The organism is Cohaesibacter sp. ES.047 (genome assembly GCF_900215505.1).
Lineage (GTDB): Bacteria > Pseudomonadota > Alphaproteobacteria > Rhizobiales > Cohaesibacteraceae > Cohaesibacter.
Genome location: NZ_LT907844.1, coordinates 1,809,702 through 1,832,139 on the forward strand (window position 1 = coordinate 1,809,702; position 22,438 = coordinate 1,832,139).

A 22,438-nucleotide genomic window follows, 5' to 3' on the forward strand; every position below is an offset into this window, starting at 1 on the left:
TTATGAGACCACTTGCAGCCCTTGGTATGTTTGTTTTTGCCCCTGACATTGGATCATTCGAGCAGCTTGAACGGCAATGGCAGTTCACTTGGGCAAAGCCTGATCCGATCGGCTCAGCCCCGCTTAAACAATGGACTGGCCCCGGTGACCAGACCATTCACATTCGCGGTGGGATCTGGCCAGAAATTCAGCCCGCAGGCACATGGAAGATTGAAGCCCTTGCTGAACAGGCAGGCCGGGGAAAGCCGCTTAGCTTCGTGCTTGGCAATGGCATGGTTCTTGGCCGTTGGTGCGTTGAAAGCATCTCGAAGAAGGAAAGCGAGTTCCTTTCTCATCTGCCTGCGGCCATCGAGTTCGAAATCCAGATGAGCAAAAGCACGGGAGGTGGGCAATGGCCATTCTAGTTCGCGCTCATGACGGCGAGCTGCTCGAGGAGCTGATCATGCGCCACTATGGCCGCCAGTCGGTGACGCTTGTTGAGCTGGTTCGGTCGCACGTCAAGAACCGCCCTTTGAACCGGCCTAACAGCCCGATCGCGCTTGATATGACTATCGAGGTTTGGTGCCCCGATGCGCCGTTGAGTGAGACGCCGAACATCACGCCATTCAGTCAAAGTCTGGATGATTGAGCATGAACCTTTATGCCTCCATCGCCGGGAGAAATATCAGCTCCTATTTGACCAACCTTCTGGGGCAAGGCCGCTTGATGGATCTGACCATCACGGATGAAGTGAGCGGCAAGGCTGATAAAGCTTCTTTGACTGTGGTGCGTGACGGCACGATGCAGCCGCCGCCTGAGCAGTCAGAATTGGTTTTTGCGTTGCCCGATCGGGCGGGCATGTTGCGGCCAATGGGCACCTACTATTCCGACGCGCCAAAGACTTCGGGTGCCAAGTCATCAGGCCACAAAATGAGCCTGTCCGGTACCACAGCGAACATGGCGAACAAGCTCAAGGAAAAGCGCACGGACAGCTACGACCAGAAGACTGTGAAAGACGTTGTTGGCAAGGTCGCTGGGCGGCAAGGCCTCGCCCCTGTTGTCAGCAAGGCCCTTGGCTCGATGAAGATCCCCCACAAGGATCAGGTCAATGTCAGTGACATGCACTTCCTCAAGACATGGGCGGCCGATCTGGGGGCATTCTTCAAGATCAAAGATGGCAAGATCTTCTTTCTGGAGAACGGCAGCGCCAAGACCGCAAGCGGCGCTCCAATGTTACCGGTGAGCTGCATCGGGACCGAGATAATCTCCTATTCATGGTCTGGCGGCAAACGCGAAAAGTACAAATCCGCCAAGGCGGCTTGGCACGATCAAGCCAAATCAGAACGCATGTTTGAGACGGCTGGATCAGGCACGCCAGAGCTTTCTTTGACCAAGACTTATGCGAGCAAGGAGGAAGCCAAAAAGGCGGCGGCCTCAGCGTTGAAAGAGGCAAGCGTCAAGGATGACAAATGCACGATAACGGTGCCCGGTGACGCAAGCCTGAGAGCAGGCGGCGAGTATATTATCCCGCCGTTCATTCAGCCCGAATTGTCCGGCTCTTGGTTCATCGCCAAGGCCATTCACAAAGTGAGTAAATCAAGCGGGTATCTGACCACGCTTTCATTGGAGAGAAAGAGATGATGAAGCGCAGCAAAACTGCCGAAGCAAGGATGAGCGAAGCGGCTTTGACCATAATGATTGTCGCGCTGCTTCTTGTCTGCTCGATCCTGATCGGCGTGGGCTGGTCGGCCCTCCAGTTCATTCAATGGGTGGGCTGGGTTTGATGGGCCAAAGGATCAAATAGCAGGCGAGAGATTAAGAGCGTTGACGCGCTCGAAAACACGGGGCCTAGATTGGCGTCAAAACCCCGCCGATGAAACAAAAGCATAACACCGCTCTCGCCAGCTCTGCCCACGCGGAATGAGCAGCGAGATCAAGTTATGTGAGTCTTCTTAATGGAGTCTATCCGTTGTAGTGCCTGTCAGGCATTGCTGTTTAAAACCGAAGAAAAGGCCATCTCCGGCCGGATTGAAATCAAGTGTCGGAGATGCCGAACAATCAATCATTTGAGGCCAGCAGAGCCCGAAACTGATTGCCTAGAGCAACCAGCTATCGGAGAAAAATCTTGTGGCTCTATGTCCCACTCGAAACCCTGAAATCAATCCCTTCAACGGTCTTTCCCTCTGCTCCGGATTTGGAGGTTTGGAACTCGGCCTGCATGTCGCACAACCCGAATATCGAACTGTGTGTTATGTCGAGCAAGAAGCTTTTGCAGCGGCCACCCTCGTGGCACGGATGGAAGATCAGGCCTTGGATCACGCGCCTGTCTGGTCCAATGTTAAGTCCTTCGACGGCCGCCCGTGGCGTGGCAAAGTTCATATCCTCACTGCAGGATATCCATGTCAGCCTTTCTCAGCCTCCGGCCTTCAAAAAGGAAAGAAAGACCCCCGCCACCTTTGGCCAGAAGTGGCCCGCATTATCAGAGAATGTAGCCCCGAATGGGTCTTCTGCGAAAATGTCGAAGGACATTTGGACCGTGGATTTGACGAAGTTGCCCTCGAGCTACAAAGCATGGGCTTTACAGTCAAAGCAGGCTTGTTCTCGGCGGCTGAAGTTGGTGCGTCCCACCTCCGGCGCCGGCTCTTCATTCTGGCCCACGCCAACAACTGCGCCGAACGGCAACCGGGCCGAGTTTCGGATGTGCAGGGAGAAGGGGTTGCGGATTGTTCCGGCAATCGATCAAGCTGGCTCTCAGATTGGGATAGTCAACTCTGCTCGCATCTGGACAACTCTTTGGATCCTGACACAAGCTCTGGGCATGGTCCCGAACGGATCGAGCCACTTCCCATATTCGCGCCAGCTCCATGTGACTTTGAGACCTGGAAGCGGATCCTCACCCGGCGAGAGGACCTACAACCTGAATTTTTCGGACTGGATGATGGGTTGGCCAATCGGATGGAGCGAACCAGGGCAGCCGGTAACGGAGTGGTCAGCTTGGCTGCTGCATATGCGTATGTCTCTCTCCGAGCTGCTTTCGAGGGTTGATTGATAGGCGCTTCAAGATCGGTTCGGAGGGGCTTCGAGCCGGTCGCTCTGCTTTAGCGAAAGGGTGGTTAACCTCGCTGAGGAGCTTCAATTGGCCTTCAAAAGTAGTTTAGTGCTCAGTGAAAGGCATTTTACCGCGAGCTTTAATAAGCGGCCCTCGCCGATTTTCAATTATGATTTTAGCCTTTGCTCGCCAAATTGATAGTAATGCGCATTCTAAGAAAATCAGTAGTCATACCAAACTTCATATTCTCGAGAGGTAGCCGCCGAACGTGCGCCCTTGCTTAAGTTGCAACTTGAGCAAGTCAATTGTAGGTTGGTTATGCAGTTCATCCCTCCATGTGCCAATGGAATAATATGGTCATAGTGGATCTGCGACTGTTGGCTGAACAGCTTAGTGAGGTCCGTCTGACAGAGTACGCATCGCCCCTTGTCTCTATGAAACACGGCATTCTCTGCCCATTTTGGGATTGAAGCTCGAATTAGGTGACCTGCGTCGTTGAATGCTTCTGGCACGAACGATGGAGCTGTTTCCAAGACGTAGCTTCTTACCATATGTCCAAATGCAGACATCGTTCCGCGATTTGAGAACAACACGTAAAAAACCTGCTTCGATATTGTCTCACACAGCTCGGTAATTAGGTCTTCTTGCTGTAGAGCGTCCAGATACTCGTAACCGTCGAATCGGCCAAACTTCGAAGGGGTAATTGATGAGTAGTCAAAGCTATTTGACTGGAGTAGATAATCGACCCAGTATTCACCTGGACTGCGCTCGGCAATTTCGGCGTCCTCAAAGATCACGCTTGAAATGAGCTCTTCCACGAAGGCATGAAAACAGGTCCACTTGGAATACCTTTGCGCTAGAGCGGCTGACGACATATCACCGAATATGTCCTCGATATTCCGAAGGTATCTGTCAGGGTGCCGTGTCACGCCGTCAACCATCTGGCAAATGAAGTAGAGATCGGTAGTCGATACCAACTGGAGCTGTGAAACCAAGTGCTTAAGCCTCCGCTGCGGCCTGAGTTAGCAAAAAAAATCGCCAATACAGTTGTGCAAATCAAATGTTACATATTCAATCGTGGAAGAAAACTACGGTTGGGCTGTGCTTAAGCCGCTGCCTGTTTGAATCGCCGTTTAGGGAATGCAGTACGGCTGTCGGGCCGAACGCTCAAGGCAAGGAGAGGTGCTGCAGCTGCACACTGCTGATCCATCCGGTGACCCAGTCTAGTTGCAGCAATGGGCTCAACTCTACTCATGTATCGCAAAATTATTGGGCCTAGAGGGCCAAACCTAATTTCAAGAGACGACACATTGCGGCCGCTCTATCCACCCACGGTAAACGTCCGGTCGCAGCCCTAGGCGGACATGCCTCAAATTCGACTTATGCACTGCGCTAACCCGAAATGGATCGCCAAGGCTTCCACTTACCGGTCGTTTTATCATATGAATGTTGTATGCGTGGCGCTAGACAGTTTTACGCACTCAAGGAGAAGACTATATGCTTAAATCGCTTGAACTCTTTGCAGGTGCAGGCGGTCTTGTTCTAGGCACTGAACTGTCAGGTTTTCGTGCTGTTGCCGCCGTTGAGCACAACCGTTGGGCATGCGAGACGCTGATGGACAACGCAACGCGTGAATACCCGCTTGTGCGAAATCTTCGAGTGGTCCAAAGCGATGTACGCGAATTCGATCTGGCTTCCATCCCCGAAGACATCGACCTAGTTTCCGGAGGCCCTCCATGTCAGCCATTTTCAATGGGTGGCCGTGCACGAGGTTTCAACGATGATCGGGACATGTTCTCGGCATTTGCAAGGATAGTCGCAGAGACGAAACCTCGAGCCTTTATTATTGAGAACGTTCGCGGTTTGACTCGACCAGCCTTTGAGAACTATGTCTCATATATCGAGCTCCGTATGAGTATGCCCGAAGTGTTGCAGCGCCCTGGGGAGCTATGGCCTGACCATATGCGGCGACTAGAACGTGAGCGAACCTCCACTGGCGACAAGGGTATCCAGTATTCCGTGCTGAGGGAGCTTTTCGACGCTGCAGACTTTGGAGCACCACAGCGTCGGCATCGCGTATTCTTCGTAGGGTTTCGCCAAGATCAGAATGTTCACTGGAGTTTCCCTGAAGTCACGCACTCTCAAGATGGACTTATCTATGATCAGTGGGTTAGCGGGGAATATTGGGAACGGCATGGCATTTCAAGGAAGGAACGTGGGACTGTCCCCGATCGTCTTGTTAAACGAGTTGAGGCACTTCGCGGTCGAAACGATCATATTGGCGCGCCTTGGAGAACAGTTCGAGATGCACTGCGAACTCTACCTGAACCGCACAAGGATGGCAGCGATACGCTAGGTATTGCAAACCATCGGTTTCAGCCAGGTGCACGACCGTATCCGGGCCATACTGGGTCTCCCCTTGATGCTCCCTCAAAAGCATTGAAGGCTGGAGATCATGGAGTTCCTGGAGGGGAGAACATGTTGGTTCGCCCCGATGGTTCCTGTCGTTATTTCACCGTTCGTGAAGCAGCTCGAATTCAGGGTTTCCCTGATGGATATGTCTTCCATGGAGCGTGGTCCGAAACCATGCGGCAGCTTGGGAATGCGGTGCCTGTCATGCTCGCCCAAGCGATTGCGTCTTCCGTTGCGGAGCGACTTCTCGAGGCCGATGTAGAGACGCTGTCTAAATGCCAGAGGATGCACTGATGGCGCAGGAGGAATCAGTAACTAGAGAGTTTGAACCTTTCGACCCACTCGCTCGTACGAACCTCGCCGCATCAGCGGCAGAAGCTCTTTTGGATACCGCGCCTGAACCGCTTAACACCTTGGTGCCCTTTTGGGGGGCAGGCGTTTACGCGATCTACTATACTGGAGACTTTCCGGCATACAGCTGGATCGCGAAGTCCAACGACAATGGTAGGTGGCTCGCGCCTCTTTATGTGGGCAAGGCTATTCCAAGTGGAGGTCGCAAAGGTAGTTCAGGACTTGAACCCCCGCGTGGAAAGTACCTGTTCAATCGGTTGAACCAACATGCCGAAAGTGTCAGGGCGGCGGAAAACCTAAATATCGAGCATTTCCATGCTCGATTCCTTGTAGTTGTTGATATTTTTATCCCTCTCATCGAGAATCTGATGATTTCACGTTTTGCTCCTATCTGGAACAATCCTGTGGATGGCTTCGGAAATCACGATCCAGGTGCAGGGAGACGAAAAGGAATGCGCCCGCGTTGGGATGTCCTACATCCCGGTCGGCGATGGGCAGACTTATGCGGTCAACGCCCAGAGACGCAGGAAAGCATCGCTAGGGAAGTCGAGGCATTGCTCTCAGCTCGTGCAGTGCCTGATCAAAGAATGATTCAACCGTAGTGTGCCGCTTAAAGAAATTTCCTGTTTAGTACGACGTCAAGTGTACAAAACCAGCGCTATCGAGCAGGAGTTGCTCCTAACTTTTAGCAATTGATCTGTAGTTTGCTCTGAATGACGACAAGAGCTATGGTGACTTGCGCATCATTGCTGTCCGTTTGGCGCAGTGAGCAGTGAGCAGTGAGCAGTGAGCAGTGAGGGGAGTGAGACTCCCGAAGCTCAAAAGGTCCTCAAATGACCTTCTAGACCCCTTCAAATCGGTTTCTTGATTTGTTTCTGATTTTGAGAAGTGGCAAAACCGCGTGAAAAAATTGGCAAAACCGCGCGAAACGCTACAGTGAAAAAAATGGCAAAATGTGGGGGGACCTGTCATATTGCACAGACAAAAATCCCGCGAGTTGACAGCAGGTGATTGAATTTTATTGTTAATTTAGAATTTTGTGAAAATCGCGTCTTTGCACAAGAATGAGCGAATGATCGTGAGAACGACCATTTTCTTTGCACAATCGTTCGGAAATGTTCAGCCGACGATCAAAAGAACCGTGATGCATTCTTTCAACGAGCGAAATGGTGGCCGCACCAGACGACTTTGCCGATCAATTGGAAGCCTTCAAGCTCATCTTTTCTAATGGTCTCCTTGGGAAACAAGGGGCTTTGATTGAGGCTAATGACTTCAATATCGCCTGAAATGGTTTTTCGCAGCCACTTGATCCTTGCTTCTCCATTAAGAACGAAAGCGAAGATGCCGTCGCTAAGCGTCTGCTTTCTTTGATCAACCATTACCAAGTCGCCATCGCTAATTTGCGGCTCCATGCTTTCGCCGTTGGCAGACATGATGAGAAGCCCTTCTGCGGTAGAACGTCCCAAGCGTCGACGCAAGAATTCTGGGGTAAAAGGGATGTGGTCCAGAACCTCAGCCTTGCCTTGATTCCAGAAGCCATTACCTGCGCTTAGCGAGGCATCATAGCGTGGTATTCCAACGTAATCGGTCAGTTTCTGCGTTTGGTGCTCACCGGGATGGACTGGATCTACACCTTCTATGAGCCATTCAATTGTAACATTAAATAGGCGCGCAATCCTCAAGGCCTTGTCTGCGCTAGGCATTCCATCTTCTAAATAATTTCTAAGCGCCCCTACTGAGATACCGCATTTATCGGCAAATTCAGCTCGGCTCATGTCTCCCATGAGCTTTTTTAAGCGTTCCGAGAATGTGCCATTGTTCATTTTTAGCAGCAGTGGCTCGAAAGCCATCCTTTTTCCCACATGACATGGCTTTATTAAACCATTGATTTAGCGGTATGAAACCTAATTGCACTTGAAATTTAGCCAAATAAAACAATGGCCAGCTATATAAAGCTTTACTACTGGCTAAATATAGCTCATTCTGTCTTCATTCGTTAATCACAGCAGGCAGCCACTAAGGCTAACTGCAAGGTTCAGAAAAAAGCGGCCTGTTACAGCAGCCCGCTTTTCACGAGGAGACATTATGCCGAAGCGTAAGTGGGACAAGTATGCAATCAAAGCCGAGCTTCACCGCCAGGGCATGACCTTCACCGAGCTTGCCGCTCGGCACGGATGTCATCGCACCAATATTAGCGTGGCGCTGGATCGCCCCAACTCCACCGGCGAGAAAGCCATTTCTGAAGCCATCGGCGTACCTGCCGAAGAGCTATGGCCTGACCGTTACCCCAAGTCTGCAACGTCTCATCGAATTTACGATAGCAGACGACACGGCCCTTGTACCAGTCAGAAGTTTGCAACTGGCGCTGACAATGAGTGTGCGGCATGAGCCGGGCGGTGTCAGAGCGACTGTTTGATGCTGACAAGTGGGTCGCAGCCCTGTCGCGCTTCTATCACTGCTTTGATTATTGGCCTGATCAAAATGGTCTACGCGATCTGGCAGGATTGATTTCCCTTGTTTGCTTTCAAGCCTTTCTTGCCTTGTGCTGCTGGATCGCCAGCGGCTGGGTCATCGTCTGGAGATTGAGCGAATGACCTCTGAAGTCATGCGGGACTTCCATTCCCTCTTTTGGAGTACGCGCGATGGTGTTCGCCTCAAGAATTGGGCGCTATCTGGCAAAGGAGCATTGAGGATCGACCTCGAGATCACCGGTGCTCATGAACTGGGGGACTTGGTTGGACAGCTGAAGTCCATCGAAGCCGTCCAAGCCCAAAGCAAACCTCCTAAATCGAAACGCTAAAGGTCCATCTTCCACATGGCAAAAGCTCACGGCGACAAGATGACTGGTGATCTTTTGAGTTGGGAACCACCCAAGGTGGCTCCCCGCTTTGAGGAAACGCGCGTCCGGGCTTCGTCTCTCGCTCGGAAGGTCTGTCGTGTTCTGGCCGAAGCTCTCAAAGAGGATGGAAGAAGCCGCGAGGACATTGCTGCTCAGCTTTCCGCATTCCTGGGCGAGGAAATAAGCCGGGACAGCATTGATGCCTGGACCTCGGAAGCCCGCGAGAACAACAACATCTCGACCTATCGCTTTTTTGCCCTCGCCCGAATTCTTGGCAGCGCCGAAATGCTCAACGAACTACTCACCGATACCCACATGATTGTCGTCGACCAGAAGTATCAACCCCTCATCGAGCGCGAGCTGGCTCTCGAGAAGAAAGAAGCTCTGGAACAGTTCATCGCCAGTCGCGACAAGGAATGGAGGCTGAGCAAATGACTGCTATCTCCGTCGCTGATAATGGCATCTTGCGGGAGTGGTATACAGCTCGCGAACTGGCAGAGCTGAAACTAACGGGATTACCACAGAGTGATCGCAAATCGCTCATTCGATTTGCTGAGCGCCATGATTGGCAATCCACCTCCTTGGCTCGCAAGCGGTCGGGGCGTGGCGGCGGCTGGGAATATCACATAGACTTGTTGCCAGAGGCCGCACGGTCTGAACTGCAGAAACGCATTACTCTTGAGCGACACAAGGCGGACAACTCCCTTGTGCAAAGTAAGAGGGCTATTGCGGTTCAGAACCAGCAAGCGTTTAACGCCCGTCAACGTGTCATGATGGAAGCGCGAGCCGCACTTCTCGTCGAAATCGAACGTCGCTCCATCATCAGTGGCCTGTCTCGACGGAAAGCCATCCTGCAGTTTCTTGAAGATCTCAATCTCTATCGGGCTGGTTTGCCAACCAGCGACGAACACTCCAAAGACAAAACAGATTATGCAGCCCTAAGTGAAGCTGTAGAACTTGCTGCAGAGCGCCGGAACAGCCTGTCGCTTCGCTCTGTCTATGGCTGGTTCTCAGCTCGCGACGAAGGCGGGGTGACAGCTCTGGCTCCCCAGATCAAAAAGAAGACCAAGTCGCTTGCAGAAGTTGAATGGTTTGGGGAGTTTCTGAAATTCTATGCTCGTCCCTCCAAGCCTTCCATTGCTCAGGCGTTGGGTGACTATATCGAGACGCTTGAAGACAAGAGCTTTGCCCCATCATACAAGCAGGTTCGCACCGCTCTGTGCAAGCTGGGCAATGTGGATCGTGTCCGGGGCCGCGAAGGCGCTTTGACCATAAAAGCCCGTATGGCTTATGTCAGCAGGTCAACCGAAGGCCTGATGCCGACTTCCATCTACACCGCCGATGGCAAGACCTTTGATGCTGAAGTCGCGCACTTGCTGACCGGCCAACCCTTCCGGCCCGAAATCACCTCCGTGCTTGATGTCTTTACCCGCAGATGCGTTGGCTTCTCGGTGAGCCTCAAAGAGAATGTCATTGCGGTCTCGGATGCCTTGCGTCGTGCCAGCGTGGAACATGGCATTCCTGCCATTTTCTATGTCGATAACGGCCCTGGCTACAGGAACAAGACCTTTGATGCCGATGCTACCGGCATGATGGGACGCCTCGGTATCTCCAAGATGCATTCCATCGCCTACAATTCGCAGGCGCGCGGGATCATTGAGCGCTTCCACGGCAGCGTCTGGAATCCACTAGCCAAGAGTTATGTCACCTATGTCGGTCGCGACATGGACAAGGAGGCTCGCAAAAAAGCCTTTGATGTCACTCGGCGCGAAGTGAAGGAATTTGGCAGAAGCCGTATCCTCATCGAATGGGATGCGTTTCTGGCCGATTGCGAGAAGGCCGTCGAGCAATATAACGACAAGCCTCATTCAGAGTTGCCCAAGATTGCCGACCCAATCACCGGCAAAAAGAGGCATATGTCGCCCAATGAATTCTGGCATGCTCAAACAGCCAAGGGCTTCGAGCCGGTTTCTGTGCAGCCTTACGAAATCGACGATCTATTCCGTCCTCACGAGATCCGAACGGCCCGTCGCTGCCTGATCGAATGGAACACAAATAAATACTTCCATCAGGATCTGGAACAGTACCATGGCGACAAGGTGATCGTTGCTTATGACATCAAGGATGCCAGCAAGCTTTGGGTTCGCGAGATTGATGAAGTTGATGGCGAGCTGTTGCCGGGACGCTTGATCTGTGTCGCCGAGTTTGCAGGCAACGAGGAACGCTATGTTTCGGTATCCTATGAGCAAACCGCAATCGAGAAACGCGCTCGCGCCCAGAAACGTCGTCTTTCTGACAAGATGGACAAGGTCGAAGACCAACTGCGTTCGGACCTTATGCTGGAGCTCAATCCAGCCGAAAATATCAATGTGTTGGATGGCCTTTCCAGCATTGAGCATGAGCCAGAACCAGTCGTCGAACTGATCAAGCCACAGTCCTCGGTCTCTACTGAGCCAGCCAGGCCGCGCAAGCGGATCTTTGGCTCGGATGAAGAGCTGGCTTCCTGGGTGATCGAGCACCCTGAGGATTTAACCCCATCACGCAAAAAGGTGCTGAGTGGATGTCTCCAGCGCAGCACCTCTTTGGAACTGTTCCGCTTGAAAGGTGTCGATGTGGAAGCCCTTCGCAACGTCCTCCGCACCGCTGCCTGATAGCAAAAACTTGAATAGGAGAATACTAGATGCGGAATGTCTTTGTCGAGACCAGCAATGTCTCGCGGTTCCTTTCAGCCCTCGACAGGCTCAGCCAGCGGGGAGCTGAAGAAGCCTGCCTGGTGGTGGTCGACGGTGCGCCTGGTCTTGGCAAAACCACGACATTGAAGCATTGGGTGGCCCAGACCGGGAGTGTCTATCTTCGTGCCAAAAAGGAATGGACGCCCAACTGGTTCATGACCGAGTTGCTGGAAAGTCTGCGGGTGACGCCACCTCACGCCTTCCAAAAGAAATACAAGCTGGCCCTTGAAGAGTTGGCCAGCCGACAGGCTTCTGCCCAGATGGCCAACCGAACCTTCGGGCTGGTTATCGATGAGGCCGATCACGTATCGAGCAAGTCCCCCATTCTGGAAACCATCCGAGATATTTCCGACATGATCGAATTGCCCACCATTCTGGTCGGTATGGGCAAGGTGAATGACAATCTCAAACGCTTCCCACAGGTCTCCTCCCGCGTTTCCCAGAAGGTGCGCTTCGAGAATTGTTCTGAGGATGATGTGTCAGCTTTGATCAGTGGGCGCTGTGAGGTGCCGGTTGCTTCTGACCTGGTCAAGTTCACCCTCAAGGCATCCGGTGGCTATAACCGGGAGATCTTAGAGGCCATCGCCAATATCGAACGCTTCGGGTTGCGCAATGAACCGGATGAGGCTGGTCTGACCATGGCCGACATGGCTGGCGAGACCTTGCTCATTGATCGTCAGCGCAACCAGCCCATCACCATTCCGGAGGTGTTGTGATGGCTGTCGGGGACCTTTCAAATGCCGTTCTCGCCCGCTTGTCTGATGGTCAGTGCCACACGGTTGACCATCTGGATTATGCGCTTGTCGATTTCCAGCGGCGCGAGATTGTCAAATGTGCAGGCCGCTTGATCATGCGCGGTCTGTTGGAACGCGTCGAGATTGGTTGCTATCAGCTCACCGAGGATGGCAAGCGCATTGTTGCCACCGGCGAGACGATTTCCTCTGGACCCTATCGCCCGGATCAGGGCTACTGCCGCAAGCCTCGGGATACCATGCGCCAGCGAGCGTGGACCGCCATGCGCATGTCCGGGACTTTCACTATTGGCGACATTGCCATGGCCGCAGCATCGGGAAGTGAAGTCACCCCAGAGCAGAATTTGCAGAAGTATTTCCGGGCACTGAAGCTGGCCGGTTATCTCATTGAACTGCCGATCCGCGCCAAGGGAACAGCCCTCACATCCAACGGCTTCAAGCGGTTTCGGCTGATGCGGGATACAGGCCCTACAGCGCCGGTGTTTCGGGCGAACAAGGGCTGCCTGTTTGATCACAATCTCGGTGATCGCGGAGAGGAAGTGTCATGTCACTGACAGCAAAGATCCTCCTTGAAGAAAGAGTGAGACTGCTTGGCTCGAAGAAAGCTGTGGCCGATGAGTTGGAGGTCAGCCGCACCCAGATCAGCCTCTATCTGTCCGGCAAATATGAGCAAGCCGGTGGCCGGGTTGATCGGCTGGAGGCCAAGGTCATCGCCACCTATAGCAATCGGATCCTCTGTCCTCATTTGGGGTGCGATATCACTCAGACCAGTTGCCGCGAGTGTCGCACTGGTCCGATGCCGATGTCTGACCCGGTTCAGCTCAAACACTGGATTGCCTGCAAATCCTGTCCTCTCAATCTCACCAAGCAGGAGAGTGCCGCATGTTGAGCGAAACCTTGCTTGCGATGCAGGACTGGTTTGTCGGGACCTATAACAATGACGGCTTCTCGCCAGCAGCGGCCCAGCGCTTTGCTGATCTGCTTCATGCGCAGTCCCAAAAGGCCAAACGGCTGGAAGCAGCGCTTCTGGCTCGGACCATTCCACTCACCAGAGAGCAGCTTGACGACCCCAAAATCGCGCTCTTCCCCACCTGGCCGGAAATGGCACGAAACCACCAAAAGAACGAAGGGTGAATCTCACCCGCATTTGAAGGAAACCGAACCATGACAGAGCAAGTGAAGACAATCCCGGACGGCTATATGGAGAATGCCAAAGGTGCCCTGGTTCCCATCCAGACCGTCAAACCCGAACATATCGAGGAAGATGCGTTGGTGCGCGATCTGATGGCCGAAGCGGAGGATCTCAATTCCAGACTGGCAGCCTTCAAGCAAAGAGCGTTGGGCAACGTGGAAGCCTTCCGAGAACTGATCGCCGAGAAATACGGAGCCAAGCGTGGCGGCAAAAAGGGCAATGTCACCCTCAACAGCTATGACGGCTCGCTCCAGTTGGTAGTAGCCATCTCCGAGAGCATTTCCTTTGGGCCAGAACTGGAAGCCGCCAAGGCCCTGATTGACGAATGCATCCATGACTGGAGCAAAGACGCCAATGCCAATTTGCGGGCACTGGTCGACGATGCCTTCCAGGTCGACAAACAGGGCAAGATCTCCACTGGTCGTGTCCTCGGACTGCGCCGCCTCAATATCGAAGATGAGAAATGGCTCAAGGCCATGGAGGCCATTTCCGATGCTCTGCGCGTCACCGGCTCCAAGAGCTACTTCCGAGCCTACAAGCGACAGCAGGGAAGCGAAGAGCGCAGTCCTGTTTCTCTCGATATCGCCAGCGCGTGAAGGAGGGAGGGATGACCAGGCTCACCGATGCTCAAAGAAAGGTGCTGCACGCCCTGCAGCATCTCATCGAACCCGAAGCTGAAAGGCATTTGGCCTCGACCTCAGCTATTGCCCGACGCGCCGGGCTTGGTGGTGTCTTCACCAGGAACGCCCTTCATCGCCTACGCAACAAGGGGCTGGTCTGTCAGCCCTGCACGGGTGAGTGGAGCCTGACCGTCGATGGAGGGCAGTATGGCTCTGCATAGTTCGGCAGCACTTGCGAAAATTCATATTGCAAAGAAGGATCTGGGGCTGGACGAGACCACCTACCGCTCGCTGCTGATGCGGATTACCGGCAAAGACAGTGCAGGCCAGATGTCCGAACCCCAACGCGAATCCGTCCTCGCAGAAATGCGTCGCCTTGGCTGGAAACCGAAGTCGGGGGGCAAGCACCGTCCGACCTCTTCTAAGCCCTATGTTCGGCTCATGTATGCCATCGCCAAAAACATCGACAAGACTGGCTACTGGAAGCTGCCTTACAAAGATGCCCTGCGGGCCTTTGTCAAAGCGGAAACCGGCATCGACAATCCGGAATGGTTGACCTTCGAGCAGGCCAGCCCGGTGATTGAAGCCCTCAAGACGATAGAGCGGAGGGTGGGAAGATGAGGTTATTGAGAAGTCCCAAGCTTGTGCTTCCCAACATATTTTTCGGTAGCGGAGCAAAGCACCTTTTTCTGCAGGTCGCTCGCCTTCTCAAGGCTCATTTTGGCAACCATGACCTGACCATCCAACTGGGCGAGCACGTCGCTTTCCCTTCCTTCAAAATAGTGAGCGACAAAGGACATCATCGCATCTGCATCAACCGCTATGCTGCATTCTTCCTGAATGGCAACAGTTTTTGCCAGAGCAGACATCTCTGTAAAAAAGGTCAAGTCGTCCATCTGCGCAAATGCGCTGGTCGGAATGACAATAACGAGAGCGGCAAGCCATTTTTTCATGATAAAAATCCTCAAACTGAAGGGAGGGTTGAGCTAGCGACAGGCTGCCATGCCAATAGATTGAACGCCGCCAGCCTTGTAGGCCGCGTCATCATATATGGTGATGGTCTTGAGATCTTTCGGGGCACCGACATCTGGGAAAAGCATGCAGAGATACTCGGCATATCCATCTTTGCGGGTGCCGTCAGACGCCATCGTGACGTGCATGGCATTGACAACAGGATCTTTCCATCGTGCATCTATGACCTTCTTTTCGGATTTGATCAGTTTAAGTGCATCTTGCTGCCATTGAGCCAGCTCGGCTGCCTGCGTAGATGTGCTCAAAATCAATGCTGCGAGAATCAAAGCGATGCGCATGGTGTTCTTTCCTACTCTTACAATCAGTGGAGGAACTTAACGCTAGCCATTCGCCAATTGTCAATGCCGCCCGTTGTCGGGAGGACCATATGAACAAGCCTTTGCCCGCTGATTTCGTGACGGATCATGCGCTCGTCCGCTATCTCGAACGCGTCCTTGAGATCGATCTTGATGGGGTTCGCCAGCAGATCGCGGACGAGACTGCGACGGCCATTGCCTCCGGGGCCGTTTCCATGCGCAAGAATGGCCTGCGCTACATCTTCAAGGGCGGGAAGGTCATCACCATTTTGCTGACATCCAACGAAATGGAGCGCATCAGGCGGCTTCGGACAGGAGAGAGCCATGACTGAGCTTCTGACCGAGGATATGGGAATGATCGCGGATATTGTTGGGCGCGAGGTGGTTGATGAGCTGATGACCAAGCTGCCTGGCATCGAGATCAAAGTGCCTCTTCACTGGACCGAAGACAACCCGCTCTCGCGCCTTGATCGCGAGACCGCCGACCTGCTGATCCATCAGTTCCCCGGCGACAAATTCTATGTGCCAACCCGTCTGCGCAAAGCCGACAATCGGGCCGAAGCCCTGCGCCTGCACAAAGAGGGTTTCGGCTCAATCGAGATTGCCCTCGAACTGCGTATATCAGAACGCTATGTGCGCATGCTGCTGGCGGGCAAAGCCCTGCCAAGCCGTGTCGATGAGCGACAGATGGATATTGAGGATTTTCTGAGGCGAGTGGGGTGATCAGAACAAATGACGGCTCTGAGCCCATTTTGCATATTTTTGCAAGACGCATCAACGGCAGCTTTCTGCACGAGGTTTTATATCCTAGCCTAAGATACACTTTTATGGGGCGCATCTTAAAATTAGCTGTTCGATAAAGAAGGGTCTTAGTGTCAGGGCAAAGGGAATAATTCGAAGGACTGGTGCTCCCACATATATGAAAGGTCAGGCTTCTCGTTGTCGCCTAGCAATCTTAGCCAATATCCCTAGAACAACAGAGCCAAGCACCATATAGAAACCCCTTGTGACCATTTCGCCCGTTGTTGCGCCATATCGGTGGTCATAGAACGCTTGGATTTGCGCTAAGGCCTGCGGGTCATCAATCGGCAGTTTAGAGCCAAGCCAAAAACCCATGCCCAAAGAAAGCATTCCAATCACAAACCCTATCCAAGCGAGCACTGAACCAATACGAGCAAAAAACATAATCTTCTCAATTATTGTAATAACGTGATGTCTACAGTAACATATCAAAAAGAGAGTGCGAATACTACATTACAACCAAAACAATAATCAACTTCCACTTTTTGCAAAAGTCATGACTTTTGCAATGGTACTCAGAGCAGAGAATAATAAGCTTAACATGGTCCCACAAGCGGGCATTGGCGTAGCTGCAACGAAAGCCCGCTTCGTCCGCAGAGTGTGAATTCGAGACGATCCTACCAAATAGCTTTCCCCAGGAACACTTCCGGCGCTTCCCGTAATTTAAAAGCAGACAGTTGTCTCAAAATTCGTCCCGAATTTCACGAGGCCAGTCATGTCTGTTGTAGCCCAGTTGCGTCGAGGCGGTGGCGAAGTCACCGATATCTCAGCCACCATTGAAGCCTTTGCCAGTCGTATCGGCTGTGAAGTCACCGTCCTTCGTGCCATTCTGGAGGTGGAAAGCGGTGGTGATGATTATGATGATCAGGGTCGCCTGATCATTCTCCCCGAAAAGCATGTCTTTAATCGCCAATTGCCAAAGAGCTTGCGCAAGAAGGCTTTGAGCTTGCACCTGTCTACAAGCAAATGGTCTCGTGCAAATTACAAAGGCCTTGGCGGCAAGGGATCCGATCAACGCTGGAACCTGATGGAAAGGTGGGTTCGGCTTGATGAGGAAGCCGCGCTCAAGTCAGCCTCCTATGCATCGTTTCAGGGAATGGGGTTTAATCACCGTCTTTGCGGCTATGCCACTGTTTCCGAGTATGTGCTGTCGCTGGCTCAATCCAGTACCCATTGCGTTGAAGCCTTCCTGTCCTTTCTTGAGTATTCCGGCCTTGCCGACGCGTTGCGCGAGAAGGATTGGGAGGGGATTGCCCGCCGTTACAATGGCTCTGGTCAGGTGGCCCATTATGCCAGCCTGATGCGCAAGGCCTATGCTCGCCTTGGTGGATCAGAAGATGGCAGGAAGAGCAAACCATCTTCGCGCTTTGCCATGCTCCGCCTCGGGTCATCGGGCTATATGGTCAAGGCCCTGCAGGAGCGTCTCTGTGACCTCGGTTATCACGTCAAGGTGGATAGCGATTTCGGTCCGGCTACTCGCCGTGCTGTTGTCGCGTTCCAGGTCGATCATGGCCTGAAGACAGACGGCCTGGTCGGCCCCAAGACACAGGCCGCTCTTGACGTCGCCGTACCGATCAACCAGCAACTCGGCAATGGCCGGAATGGTCTGACGGTCAAATACCTTCGCAAATCCGGCTCTGACACCGTTAGAAAGGCCGATTGGCTAACGCGGCTTGGTGGTGCTGTTCTGGGCACAGGCACGCTTGCCGGTGGCCTCGATGGCGCTGATCCTGGCGGCCTGCTTGATGGTCTGGGGCAAATGACTGCGACCTTGCAGTCCCTCCGGGCACAGCTTTCGCCGATCTTTTCTTTGATCGCGGACAACAAGTGGATGGCCTTTGGCCTCATTGGTCTCGCCATCCTCTTTATCGCTCATCAGATCAAACAGCGCCGTCTGATGGACGCTCAGAACTGGAGGCATGTGGGATGATTGGATGGATCGTCAAACTTGGCACCAAGCTGCTTTCTCTTCTCGGCATCGATCTTGTTGACCGGGTGTTGTCCTTTTTTGAGCGTCAGGCCGATAGCTTGACCGAACGCACCAAGATCGGCGCAAAGGTTACAATCGAAGAAATCAGGGCGGATGTCGCAACCCGCAATGCCGCGCGCGATATCGTCATTGCGGAACAGGGCTGGTGGTTGACGGCCATGATCCGTCCGCTCTTTGCCTATCCCACCATTGCCTACTATGGCGCGGTGATTGCCGACAGCCTGTTTCACTTCAAATGGGACGTGGCGAAGTTGCCCGATCCGATAGGGGATTGGGCCGGTTGGATCGTTGGCGCTTATTTCCTCACCCGACCAATTGAGAAGGGTATCCGCTCCTATCTCTTTAACAAAGGAAAGTCCTGATGTCCGAGGAAATCCATGCGCAGCTGGGAGAGATCAAGGGGCTTCTGAAAGGGATCGACGGCAAAGTCAATGGCCTTGATCACCGCCTCGAAAAGCAGGATGAGCGCCTTCGCCTGGTCGAGAGGCGCTCCATCACCAATTCGGTCATCACCTCCGGCGTGATCTCGATCGGTCTGGCCTTCATCAAAGACAAGATCGGGATGTGATATCCGGCCATGGCGCATAAAGACGAAAAAAGGACCGATGCCCGCAGGGCCTATATCCGGGAGCAACAAGCCATCCCGGTCATTGCCTTGTCTATTGGCGTCTCTGAGGCCACCGTGCGCCGCTGGAAGCGGGACGCCAAACAGAGCGGCGATAACTGGGATGTGGCGCGGGCCGCGCACATGATGGCGGGAGAAGGTCTGGAGACAGTTGTCTCCGGAGTTGTCGAACAGTTCGTCACCCTGTTCAAGGCCACCATAGAGCAATTGCAGGATGACGGCGACCTGTCGCCCGAAGAGCGGGTCAAGGCCATGGCCAGTCTTTCCGATGCCTTCAACAAGATGGTTGCCAGCGCCGGTCGTGTCGCGCCGAAGATTTCTGAGCTGGGTGTCGCCAATGATGTCTTGCAGCGACAGGCCGAGTTCATCCGCGAGTTCTATCCCCAGCATGCCGCAGCCTTTCTGGAGATCCTTGAACCCTTCGGGGAGCGACTAGTGGAGGTCTATGGATGAGCACGCCAAAGGTGCAAAAGCAGCTCAAATCAAGGGAGTTCCTCGACGGCCTCTCCGAGATGGCGGAAGCCTTCCGCCTGAAGATCGAGCTGGAAGTTGAAGCCTTCCCGATTGACCCCAAGCTGCGGGCCGAGCGGCTCAAAAAGGTGCAGGATCCGGAGACCGGTTATCGCTTCTTTGCCGAGACCTATTTCCCGCATTATCTGACCTCGGCCCCGTCGCTGCTGCATGAGCATCTCTATGACAATTTGCCCATGCTGGTCGCCACCAGGGAAGGGCAGAAGAAACTGGTCATCGCGCCACGCGGCTCGGCCAAATCCACCCATATCAGCCTGATCTTCCCGCTCTGGTGCATTGTGCGAGGCCTCAAGCATTATATCGTCCTGATCATGGATGCGTTTGAGCAGGCCGCTGTCATGCTCGAAGCCCTGAAAGCCGAGCTTGAGGTCAATCCTCGCCTCAAATATGACTTCCCCGATGTCTTCGGGCAGGGCCGTGTCTGGCGTGAGGGCGATATCATCACCCGCAACAATGTGAAGGTGGAGGGCTTCGGCACCGGCAAGAAGATCCGAGGCCGCCGCCATGGCCCGTATCGCCCGGATCTGGCCATCCTAGATGATATCGAGAATGACGAGAATGTCGCCAGCCCCAAACAGCGCGACAAACTGGAAAGCTGGATCGCCAAGGCTGTCCTCAAGCTTGGCCCGACCGATGGCTCCATGGATGTGCTCTATGCGGGCACCGTGTTGCATTTTGATGCGGTGATTGTTCGTTATGCCAAGAAGCCGGGCTGGGGCGTCACCGAGTTCCGCGCCGTCCTTGAATGGCCTAACGATATGGCGCGGTGGGACGAGTGGGAAGAGATCTATCTCAATGAGGGGGAACCGGAGGCCGACGCCTTCTATTCGGCCAATAAGGCCGCGATGGACAAGGGTGCAGAGCTCAACTGGCCTGCCAATCATACGCTGATCTATCTGATGAAAGAGCGGGCCGGTGATCATGCCGCCTTTGAATCCGAGTATCAGAACAAGCCGCTTGCGCTCGACAATCCCTTTCAGAGCATCACCTGGTGGGTGCGGGTCAATCGGGACTGGCTGTTCTTCGGCGCTGTTGATCCGTCCCTTGGTAAGAACAATCGCAATCGCGACCCGTCTGCCATCCTTGTTGGAGCCTATGACAAAGAGAGCACCATTCTCGATATTGTCGAAGCCTCCATTCGCCGACGCGTGCCCGATCTCATCATTGATGACATTATTGCCATGCAACGGGAATACCACTGCCAGATGTGGTTTGCCGAGGTGGTCCAGTTCCAGGAGTTCCTGCGCACCGAACTGATGAAGCGGGCGGCAAAAGCCGGTCTTGCCCTGCCTGCCTATCCGGTCACGCCGATCATTGACAAGAACTTGCGCATCGAGCGGCTGCAGATCCCGATCTCGGACGGCACCATCCGCCTTCACAAGAGCCAGCAGACCCTCATTGATCAGCTCCAGCAATGGCCCATGGCCGACCATGATGACGGGCCGGACTGCCTTGAGATGCTCTGGAAGCATGCCATCGAAATGGCCGCTACCACCCTGACCGCCACCTCTATCACCACCGCTGCCCCAATCAGTCAGGGCGCGTTAGGAGGCTATCGATTATGAGCCGCAAATCCCGCCGAAACCGTGCTCGCCGCCGTGCCGTCCAGCAAGTGGCGCAACAGACTTCACAACAGGCCACACAGGCAAAGTTGCCCAAACAGGGTGGCCAGCTGATCGCCACGGCGCAGAATGACATCACCGTCCCCTTTTATTCGGACATCCTTGTGCCGCAGGATACGACCATCAAGGAAAAGGGGCCACACAAGGGCCTCAAGCTCTATGACGAGGTCATGAAGGATGGTCGGGCCAAGGCCACACTTAGTAAGCGCTACAGCAAGATCACCCGGCGCGAATGGATGGTGGAGGCGGCAAGCGAGGATACAAAGGATATCGAGGCCAGGGACGGCATGGAGGAGATCCTCAATGCCCTGCCGTTTGACGCCATTTGCAAGGAACTCTCCAAAGCCATTCTTAAGGGCTTTGCCATCTCGGAAATCGTCTGGGGCCGCAATGTGGACGGGCATGTGGTGCCGGAGAGGATCAAGACCCACGACCCAAGCCGCTTTGTCTTTGACAAGGACTGGAACCCGCGTCTTCTGGTGCCAGAGAATTCCATCGACGGGATCAAGCTGCCCGTTCGCAAGTTCATTGTCCATCGGTTCGATGCCGAAGGAAACAATCCTTACGGCATGGGGCTCGGCTCCGTCCTTTTCTGGCATGTGCTGTTCAAGCGCGAGGGCGTTTCCTTCTGGATGAAGTTCCTCGACAAGTTTGCCGCTCCCATTCCGTTCGGCAAATATGCGGTCGGCACCCCCAAGAAAGAACAGGACCAGTTGCTCAACTCACTGATGGCGATGGTTCAGCAGGGCGCGCTTGTTGCCCCCATTGGCACAGAGGTCAGCTTTCTGGAAGCAGCCCGCTCAGGCAATGCCTCCTATGAGGAATGGTGCCGGTTCTGGGATGAGCAGACCTCCGAGGTGGTTCTGGGCAGCACCCTGTCGACCAGCCTCAAGGGGCAAGGGTCTCGCGCTGCGTCTCAAACCCATGCAGAAGAAACCGACAGCATTATCGATGATGATTGCGACCAGCTTTCCGATACGCTCAACCCGACCCTCATCAAATGGATCTCAGAGCAGAACTGGCCCGATGCCAACCCGCCGACCGTGTGGCGTCCGCGCCCTCGCAACGAAAGTGAAGAGGAAGACCAGAAGGCAAAACGGGCCACTCGACAGCAGTCAGAAATCCGCTCTCTTGATGCTGCCCGCAAACAGGGCTTTGAACCCAAGGATGTCCAGGACTGGCTCTCCTCTGTCTTCGACGTTGAAATGGTGCCGGTCGAGCTGACCACACCTCAACCGGCAGAGCCAGAGGACAACGCGACATTTGCTGATGATGACAGCCCGATTGCTCATCTGATTGATCAGTTGGAAGAGCTGGCGGGACCGCAGCAACAAGCATGGCTCGATCATATCCAGGAACGCCTGTCGAAAGTGTCCAGCTTCTCGGAGGCCTCTCAGGCCTTGCTGGAGCTGTCTGGCGAACTGGAGATCGATCCAATGGGCCGGGTGATGGGCAACGCCATCGCCCTTTCTGAGATCACGGGCCGATCCGATGTCTTTGACGAGACGGGCATCTATCCTTCCGGGGCGCGTGGCTCAAAAAAAAAGACCAAAATCTAGCTGCCTTTGCCGACATAGGGCCGTTTGAAGAGGCTCTGGACTTCCATCGCCAGAAG

At 53.9% G+C, this 22,438-nt stretch carries 33 protein-coding genes; 28 read left to right on the plus strand and 5 right to left on the minus strand.

Annotation, left to right across the window (positions count from 1 at the left end):
* The first annotated feature begins 2 nt into the window (after positions 1 to 2).
* The 6 genes from CPH65_RS08175 to CPH65_RS08195 all read left to right on the plus strand — a co-directional run bounded on the left by CPH65_RS08175 (position 3) and on the right by CPH65_RS08195 (position 3,024).
* A complete protein-coding gene (locus CPH65_RS08175; protein WP_096173035.1) occupies positions 3 to 404 on the plus strand; it encodes a phage tail protein in 402 nt (133 codons plus the stop codon).
* The gene (locus CPH65_RS08180) at positions 392 to 628 is read left to right on the plus strand and encodes a hypothetical protein (RefSeq protein WP_096173036.1); all 237 of its coding nucleotides are present in this window, start codon (positions 392 to 394) and stop codon (positions 626 to 628) included. Before CPH65_RS08175 ends, CPH65_RS08180 begins: the two co-directional genes overlap by 13 nt.
* Before the next feature lie 2 nt (positions 629 to 630).
* Complete coding sequence (locus CPH65_RS08185; protein ID WP_096173037.1) at positions 631 to 1,620, plus strand: phage late control D family protein; 990 nt, start codon at positions 631 to 633, stop codon at positions 1,618 to 1,620.
* A complete protein-coding gene (locus CPH65_RS23805) occupies positions 1,617 to 1,763 on the plus strand; it encodes a hypothetical protein (RefSeq protein WP_157747569.1) in 147 nt (48 codons plus the stop codon). The genes CPH65_RS08185 and CPH65_RS23805 overlap by 4 nt, the downstream gene beginning before the upstream one ends.
* Positions 1,764 to 1,934: 171 nt before the next feature.
* Complete coding sequence (locus tag CPH65_RS24980) at positions 1,935 to 2,135, plus strand: Com family DNA-binding transcriptional regulator (RefSeq protein ID WP_096173038.1); 201 nt, start codon at positions 1,935 to 1,937, stop codon at positions 2,133 to 2,135.
* Positions 2,107 to 3,024 (plus strand): DNA cytosine methyltransferase, encoded by a 918-nt coding sequence (locus tag CPH65_RS08195; protein ID WP_096173039.1) that lies wholly within the window; start codon positions 2,107 to 2,109, stop codon positions 3,022 to 3,024. The genes CPH65_RS24980 and CPH65_RS08195 overlap by 29 nt, the downstream gene beginning before the upstream one ends.
* 225 nt (positions 3,025 to 3,249) lie before the next feature.
* Here CPH65_RS08195 and CPH65_RS24985 read toward each other — a convergent pair whose 3' ends face one another.
* A complete protein-coding gene (locus CPH65_RS24985) occupies positions 3,250 to 3,969 on the minus strand; it encodes an HNH endonuclease (RefSeq protein ID WP_371359453.1) in 720 nt (239 codons plus the stop codon).
* A 556-nt stretch (positions 3,970 to 4,525) separates the two neighbouring features.
* On the opposite strand from CPH65_RS24985, the gene CPH65_RS08205 reads away from it, so the two are divergent.
* Entirely contained in the window at positions 4,526 to 5,734 is a 1,209-nt protein-coding gene (locus tag CPH65_RS08205; protein ID WP_096173041.1) for a DNA cytosine methyltransferase, read from the plus strand.
* Complete coding sequence (locus tag CPH65_RS08210; RefSeq protein WP_096176307.1) at positions 5,734 to 6,393, plus strand: Eco29kI family restriction endonuclease; 660 nt, start codon at positions 5,734 to 5,736, stop codon at positions 6,391 to 6,393. Before CPH65_RS08205 ends, CPH65_RS08210 begins: the two co-directional genes overlap by 1 nt.
* Positions 6,394 to 6,945: 552 nt before the next feature.
* On the opposite strand, the gene CPH65_RS08215 is transcribed toward CPH65_RS08210, so the two are convergent.
* Positions 6,946 to 7,641, minus strand: coding sequence for an XRE family transcriptional regulator (locus CPH65_RS08215; RefSeq protein WP_096173042.1), 696 nt, complete (start codon positions 7,639 to 7,641; stop codon positions 6,946 to 6,948).
* A gap of 235 nt (positions 7,642 to 7,876) precedes the next feature.
* Between CPH65_RS08215 and CPH65_RS08220 the strand changes: the two genes are divergently transcribed.
* From CPH65_RS08220 to CPH65_RS08270, 12 genes are read left to right on the plus strand one after another with little or no spacing between them, the layout of a single operon-like run.
* A complete protein-coding gene (locus CPH65_RS08220; RefSeq protein WP_096173043.1) occupies positions 7,877 to 8,179 on the plus strand; it encodes a helix-turn-helix domain-containing protein in 303 nt (100 codons plus the stop codon).
* Positions 8,176 to 8,385, plus strand: a complete 210-nt coding sequence (locus tag CPH65_RS08225; protein WP_096173044.1) for a hypothetical protein — start codon at positions 8,176 to 8,178, stop codon at positions 8,383 to 8,385. Before CPH65_RS08220 ends, CPH65_RS08225 begins: the two co-directional genes overlap by 4 nt.
* Positions 8,382 to 8,591: a hypothetical protein gene (locus tag CPH65_RS08230; RefSeq protein ID WP_096173045.1), complete on the plus strand. Its 210-nt coding sequence runs from the start codon at positions 8,382 to 8,384 to the stop codon at positions 8,589 to 8,591. Before CPH65_RS08225 ends, CPH65_RS08230 begins: the two co-directional genes overlap by 4 nt.
* Before the next feature lie 15 nt (positions 8,592 to 8,606).
* Positions 8,607 to 9,065, plus strand: a complete 459-nt coding sequence (locus CPH65_RS23810) for a hypothetical protein (protein WP_157747570.1) — start codon at positions 8,607 to 8,609, stop codon at positions 9,063 to 9,065.
* Complete coding sequence (locus CPH65_RS08235; RefSeq protein ID WP_172891485.1) at positions 9,062 to 11,281, plus strand: Mu transposase C-terminal domain-containing protein; 2,220 nt, start codon at positions 9,062 to 9,064, stop codon at positions 11,279 to 11,281. Before CPH65_RS23810 ends, CPH65_RS08235 begins: the two co-directional genes overlap by 4 nt.
* Positions 11,282 to 11,310: 29 nt before the next feature.
* A complete protein-coding gene (locus CPH65_RS08240; RefSeq protein WP_096173047.1) occupies positions 11,311 to 12,078 on the plus strand; it encodes an AAA family ATPase in 768 nt (255 codons plus the stop codon).
* The gene (locus tag CPH65_RS08245) at positions 12,078 to 12,668 is read left to right on the plus strand and encodes a hypothetical protein (protein ID WP_096173048.1); all 591 of its coding nucleotides are present in this window, start codon (positions 12,078 to 12,080) and stop codon (positions 12,666 to 12,668) included. The genes CPH65_RS08240 and CPH65_RS08245 overlap by 1 nt, the downstream gene beginning before the upstream one ends.
* Positions 12,659 to 13,003, plus strand: a complete 345-nt coding sequence (locus tag CPH65_RS08250) for a LacI family transcriptional regulator (RefSeq protein WP_096173049.1) — start codon at positions 12,659 to 12,661, stop codon at positions 13,001 to 13,003. The genes CPH65_RS08245 and CPH65_RS08250 overlap by 10 nt, the downstream gene beginning before the upstream one ends.
* Complete coding sequence (locus CPH65_RS08255; protein ID WP_096173050.1) at positions 12,997 to 13,248, plus strand: hypothetical protein; 252 nt, start codon at positions 12,997 to 12,999, stop codon at positions 13,246 to 13,248. The genes CPH65_RS08250 and CPH65_RS08255 overlap by 7 nt, the downstream gene beginning before the upstream one ends.
* 30 nt (positions 13,249 to 13,278) lie before the next feature.
* Positions 13,279 to 13,902: a DUF3164 family protein gene (locus tag CPH65_RS08260; RefSeq protein ID WP_096173051.1), complete on the plus strand. Its 624-nt coding sequence runs from the start codon at positions 13,279 to 13,281 to the stop codon at positions 13,900 to 13,902.
* Positions 13,903 to 13,913: 11 nt separating this feature from the next.
* A complete protein-coding gene (locus tag CPH65_RS08265; RefSeq protein WP_096173052.1) occupies positions 13,914 to 14,147 on the plus strand; it encodes an Rrf2 family transcriptional regulator in 234 nt (77 codons plus the stop codon).
* Complete coding sequence (locus CPH65_RS08270) at positions 14,134 to 14,547, plus strand: gp16 family protein (protein ID WP_157747571.1); 414 nt, start codon at positions 14,134 to 14,136, stop codon at positions 14,545 to 14,547. The genes CPH65_RS08265 and CPH65_RS08270 overlap by 14 nt, the downstream gene beginning before the upstream one ends.
* A 2-nt stretch (positions 14,548 to 14,549) precedes the next feature.
* Here the strand turns inward: CPH65_RS08270 and CPH65_RS08275 are convergent, their stop codons facing one another.
* Together CPH65_RS08275 and CPH65_RS08280 are read right to left on the minus strand one after the other, a co-directional pair.
* On the minus strand, positions 14,550 to 14,879 hold the full coding sequence (locus CPH65_RS08275; protein WP_096173054.1) for a hypothetical protein: 330 nt from the start codon (positions 14,877 to 14,879) through the stop codon (positions 14,550 to 14,552).
* Positions 14,880 to 14,912: 33 nt separating this feature from the next.
* The gene (locus CPH65_RS08280) at positions 14,913 to 15,236 is read right to left on the minus strand and encodes a hypothetical protein (RefSeq protein WP_096173055.1); all 324 of its coding nucleotides are present in this window, start codon (positions 15,234 to 15,236) and stop codon (positions 14,913 to 14,915) included.
* Positions 15,237 to 15,325: 89 nt separating this feature from the next.
* On the opposite strand from CPH65_RS08280, the gene CPH65_RS08285 reads away from it, so the two are divergent.
* Together CPH65_RS08285 and CPH65_RS08290 are read left to right on the plus strand one after the other, a co-directional pair.
* On the plus strand, positions 15,326 to 15,586 hold the full coding sequence (locus CPH65_RS08285; protein ID WP_096173056.1) for a hypothetical protein: 261 nt from the start codon (positions 15,326 to 15,328) through the stop codon (positions 15,584 to 15,586).
* On the plus strand, positions 15,579 to 15,977 hold the full coding sequence (locus CPH65_RS08290; RefSeq protein WP_096173057.1) for a hypothetical protein: 399 nt from the start codon (positions 15,579 to 15,581) through the stop codon (positions 15,975 to 15,977). The genes CPH65_RS08285 and CPH65_RS08290 overlap by 8 nt, the downstream gene beginning before the upstream one ends.
* A 204-nt stretch (positions 15,978 to 16,181) precedes the next feature.
* On the opposite strand, the gene CPH65_RS08295 is transcribed toward CPH65_RS08290, so the two are convergent.
* On the minus strand, positions 16,182 to 16,439 hold the full coding sequence (locus CPH65_RS08295) for a hypothetical protein (protein ID WP_096173058.1): 258 nt from the start codon (positions 16,437 to 16,439) through the stop codon (positions 16,182 to 16,184).
* 331 nt (positions 16,440 to 16,770) lie between these two features.
* Here CPH65_RS08295 and CPH65_RS08300 point away from each other — a divergent pair, with 331 nt between their 5' ends.
* Genes CPH65_RS08300 through CPH65_RS08325 form a run of 6 tightly spaced genes read left to right on the plus strand, consistent with a single transcriptional unit; the run spans position 16,771 to position 22,382 of the window.
* Entirely contained in the window at positions 16,771 to 17,985 is a 1,215-nt protein-coding gene (locus CPH65_RS08300; RefSeq protein ID WP_096173059.1) for an N-acetylmuramidase domain-containing protein, read from the plus strand.
* Positions 17,982 to 18,407, plus strand: coding sequence for a hypothetical protein (locus CPH65_RS08305; RefSeq protein ID WP_096173060.1), 426 nt, complete (start codon positions 17,982 to 17,984; stop codon positions 18,405 to 18,407). Before CPH65_RS08300 ends, CPH65_RS08305 begins: the two co-directional genes overlap by 4 nt.
* A complete protein-coding gene (locus CPH65_RS08310; protein ID WP_096173061.1) occupies positions 18,407 to 18,613 on the plus strand; it encodes a hypothetical protein in 207 nt (68 codons plus the stop codon). Before CPH65_RS08305 ends, CPH65_RS08310 begins: the two co-directional genes overlap by 1 nt.
* A 9-nt stretch (positions 18,614 to 18,622) precedes the next feature.
* Entirely contained in the window at positions 18,623 to 19,123 is a 501-nt protein-coding gene (locus CPH65_RS08315) for a DUF1804 family protein (protein ID WP_096173062.1), read from the plus strand.
* The gene (terL, locus tag CPH65_RS08320) at positions 19,120 to 20,766 is read left to right on the plus strand and encodes a phage terminase large subunit (RefSeq protein ID WP_096173063.1); all 1,647 of its coding nucleotides are present in this window, start codon (positions 19,120 to 19,122) and stop codon (positions 20,764 to 20,766) included. The genes CPH65_RS08315 and terL overlap by 4 nt, the downstream gene beginning before the upstream one ends.
* Positions 20,763 to 22,382 carry a DUF935 domain-containing protein gene (locus tag CPH65_RS08325; RefSeq protein ID WP_096173064.1) on the plus strand — a complete coding sequence of 540 codons (1,620 nt, stop codon included), beginning with the start codon at positions 20,763 to 20,765 and terminating at the stop codon, positions 22,380 to 22,382. Before terL ends, CPH65_RS08325 begins: the two co-directional genes overlap by 4 nt.
* The last annotated feature ends 56 nt before the right edge of the window (positions 22,383 to 22,438 follow it).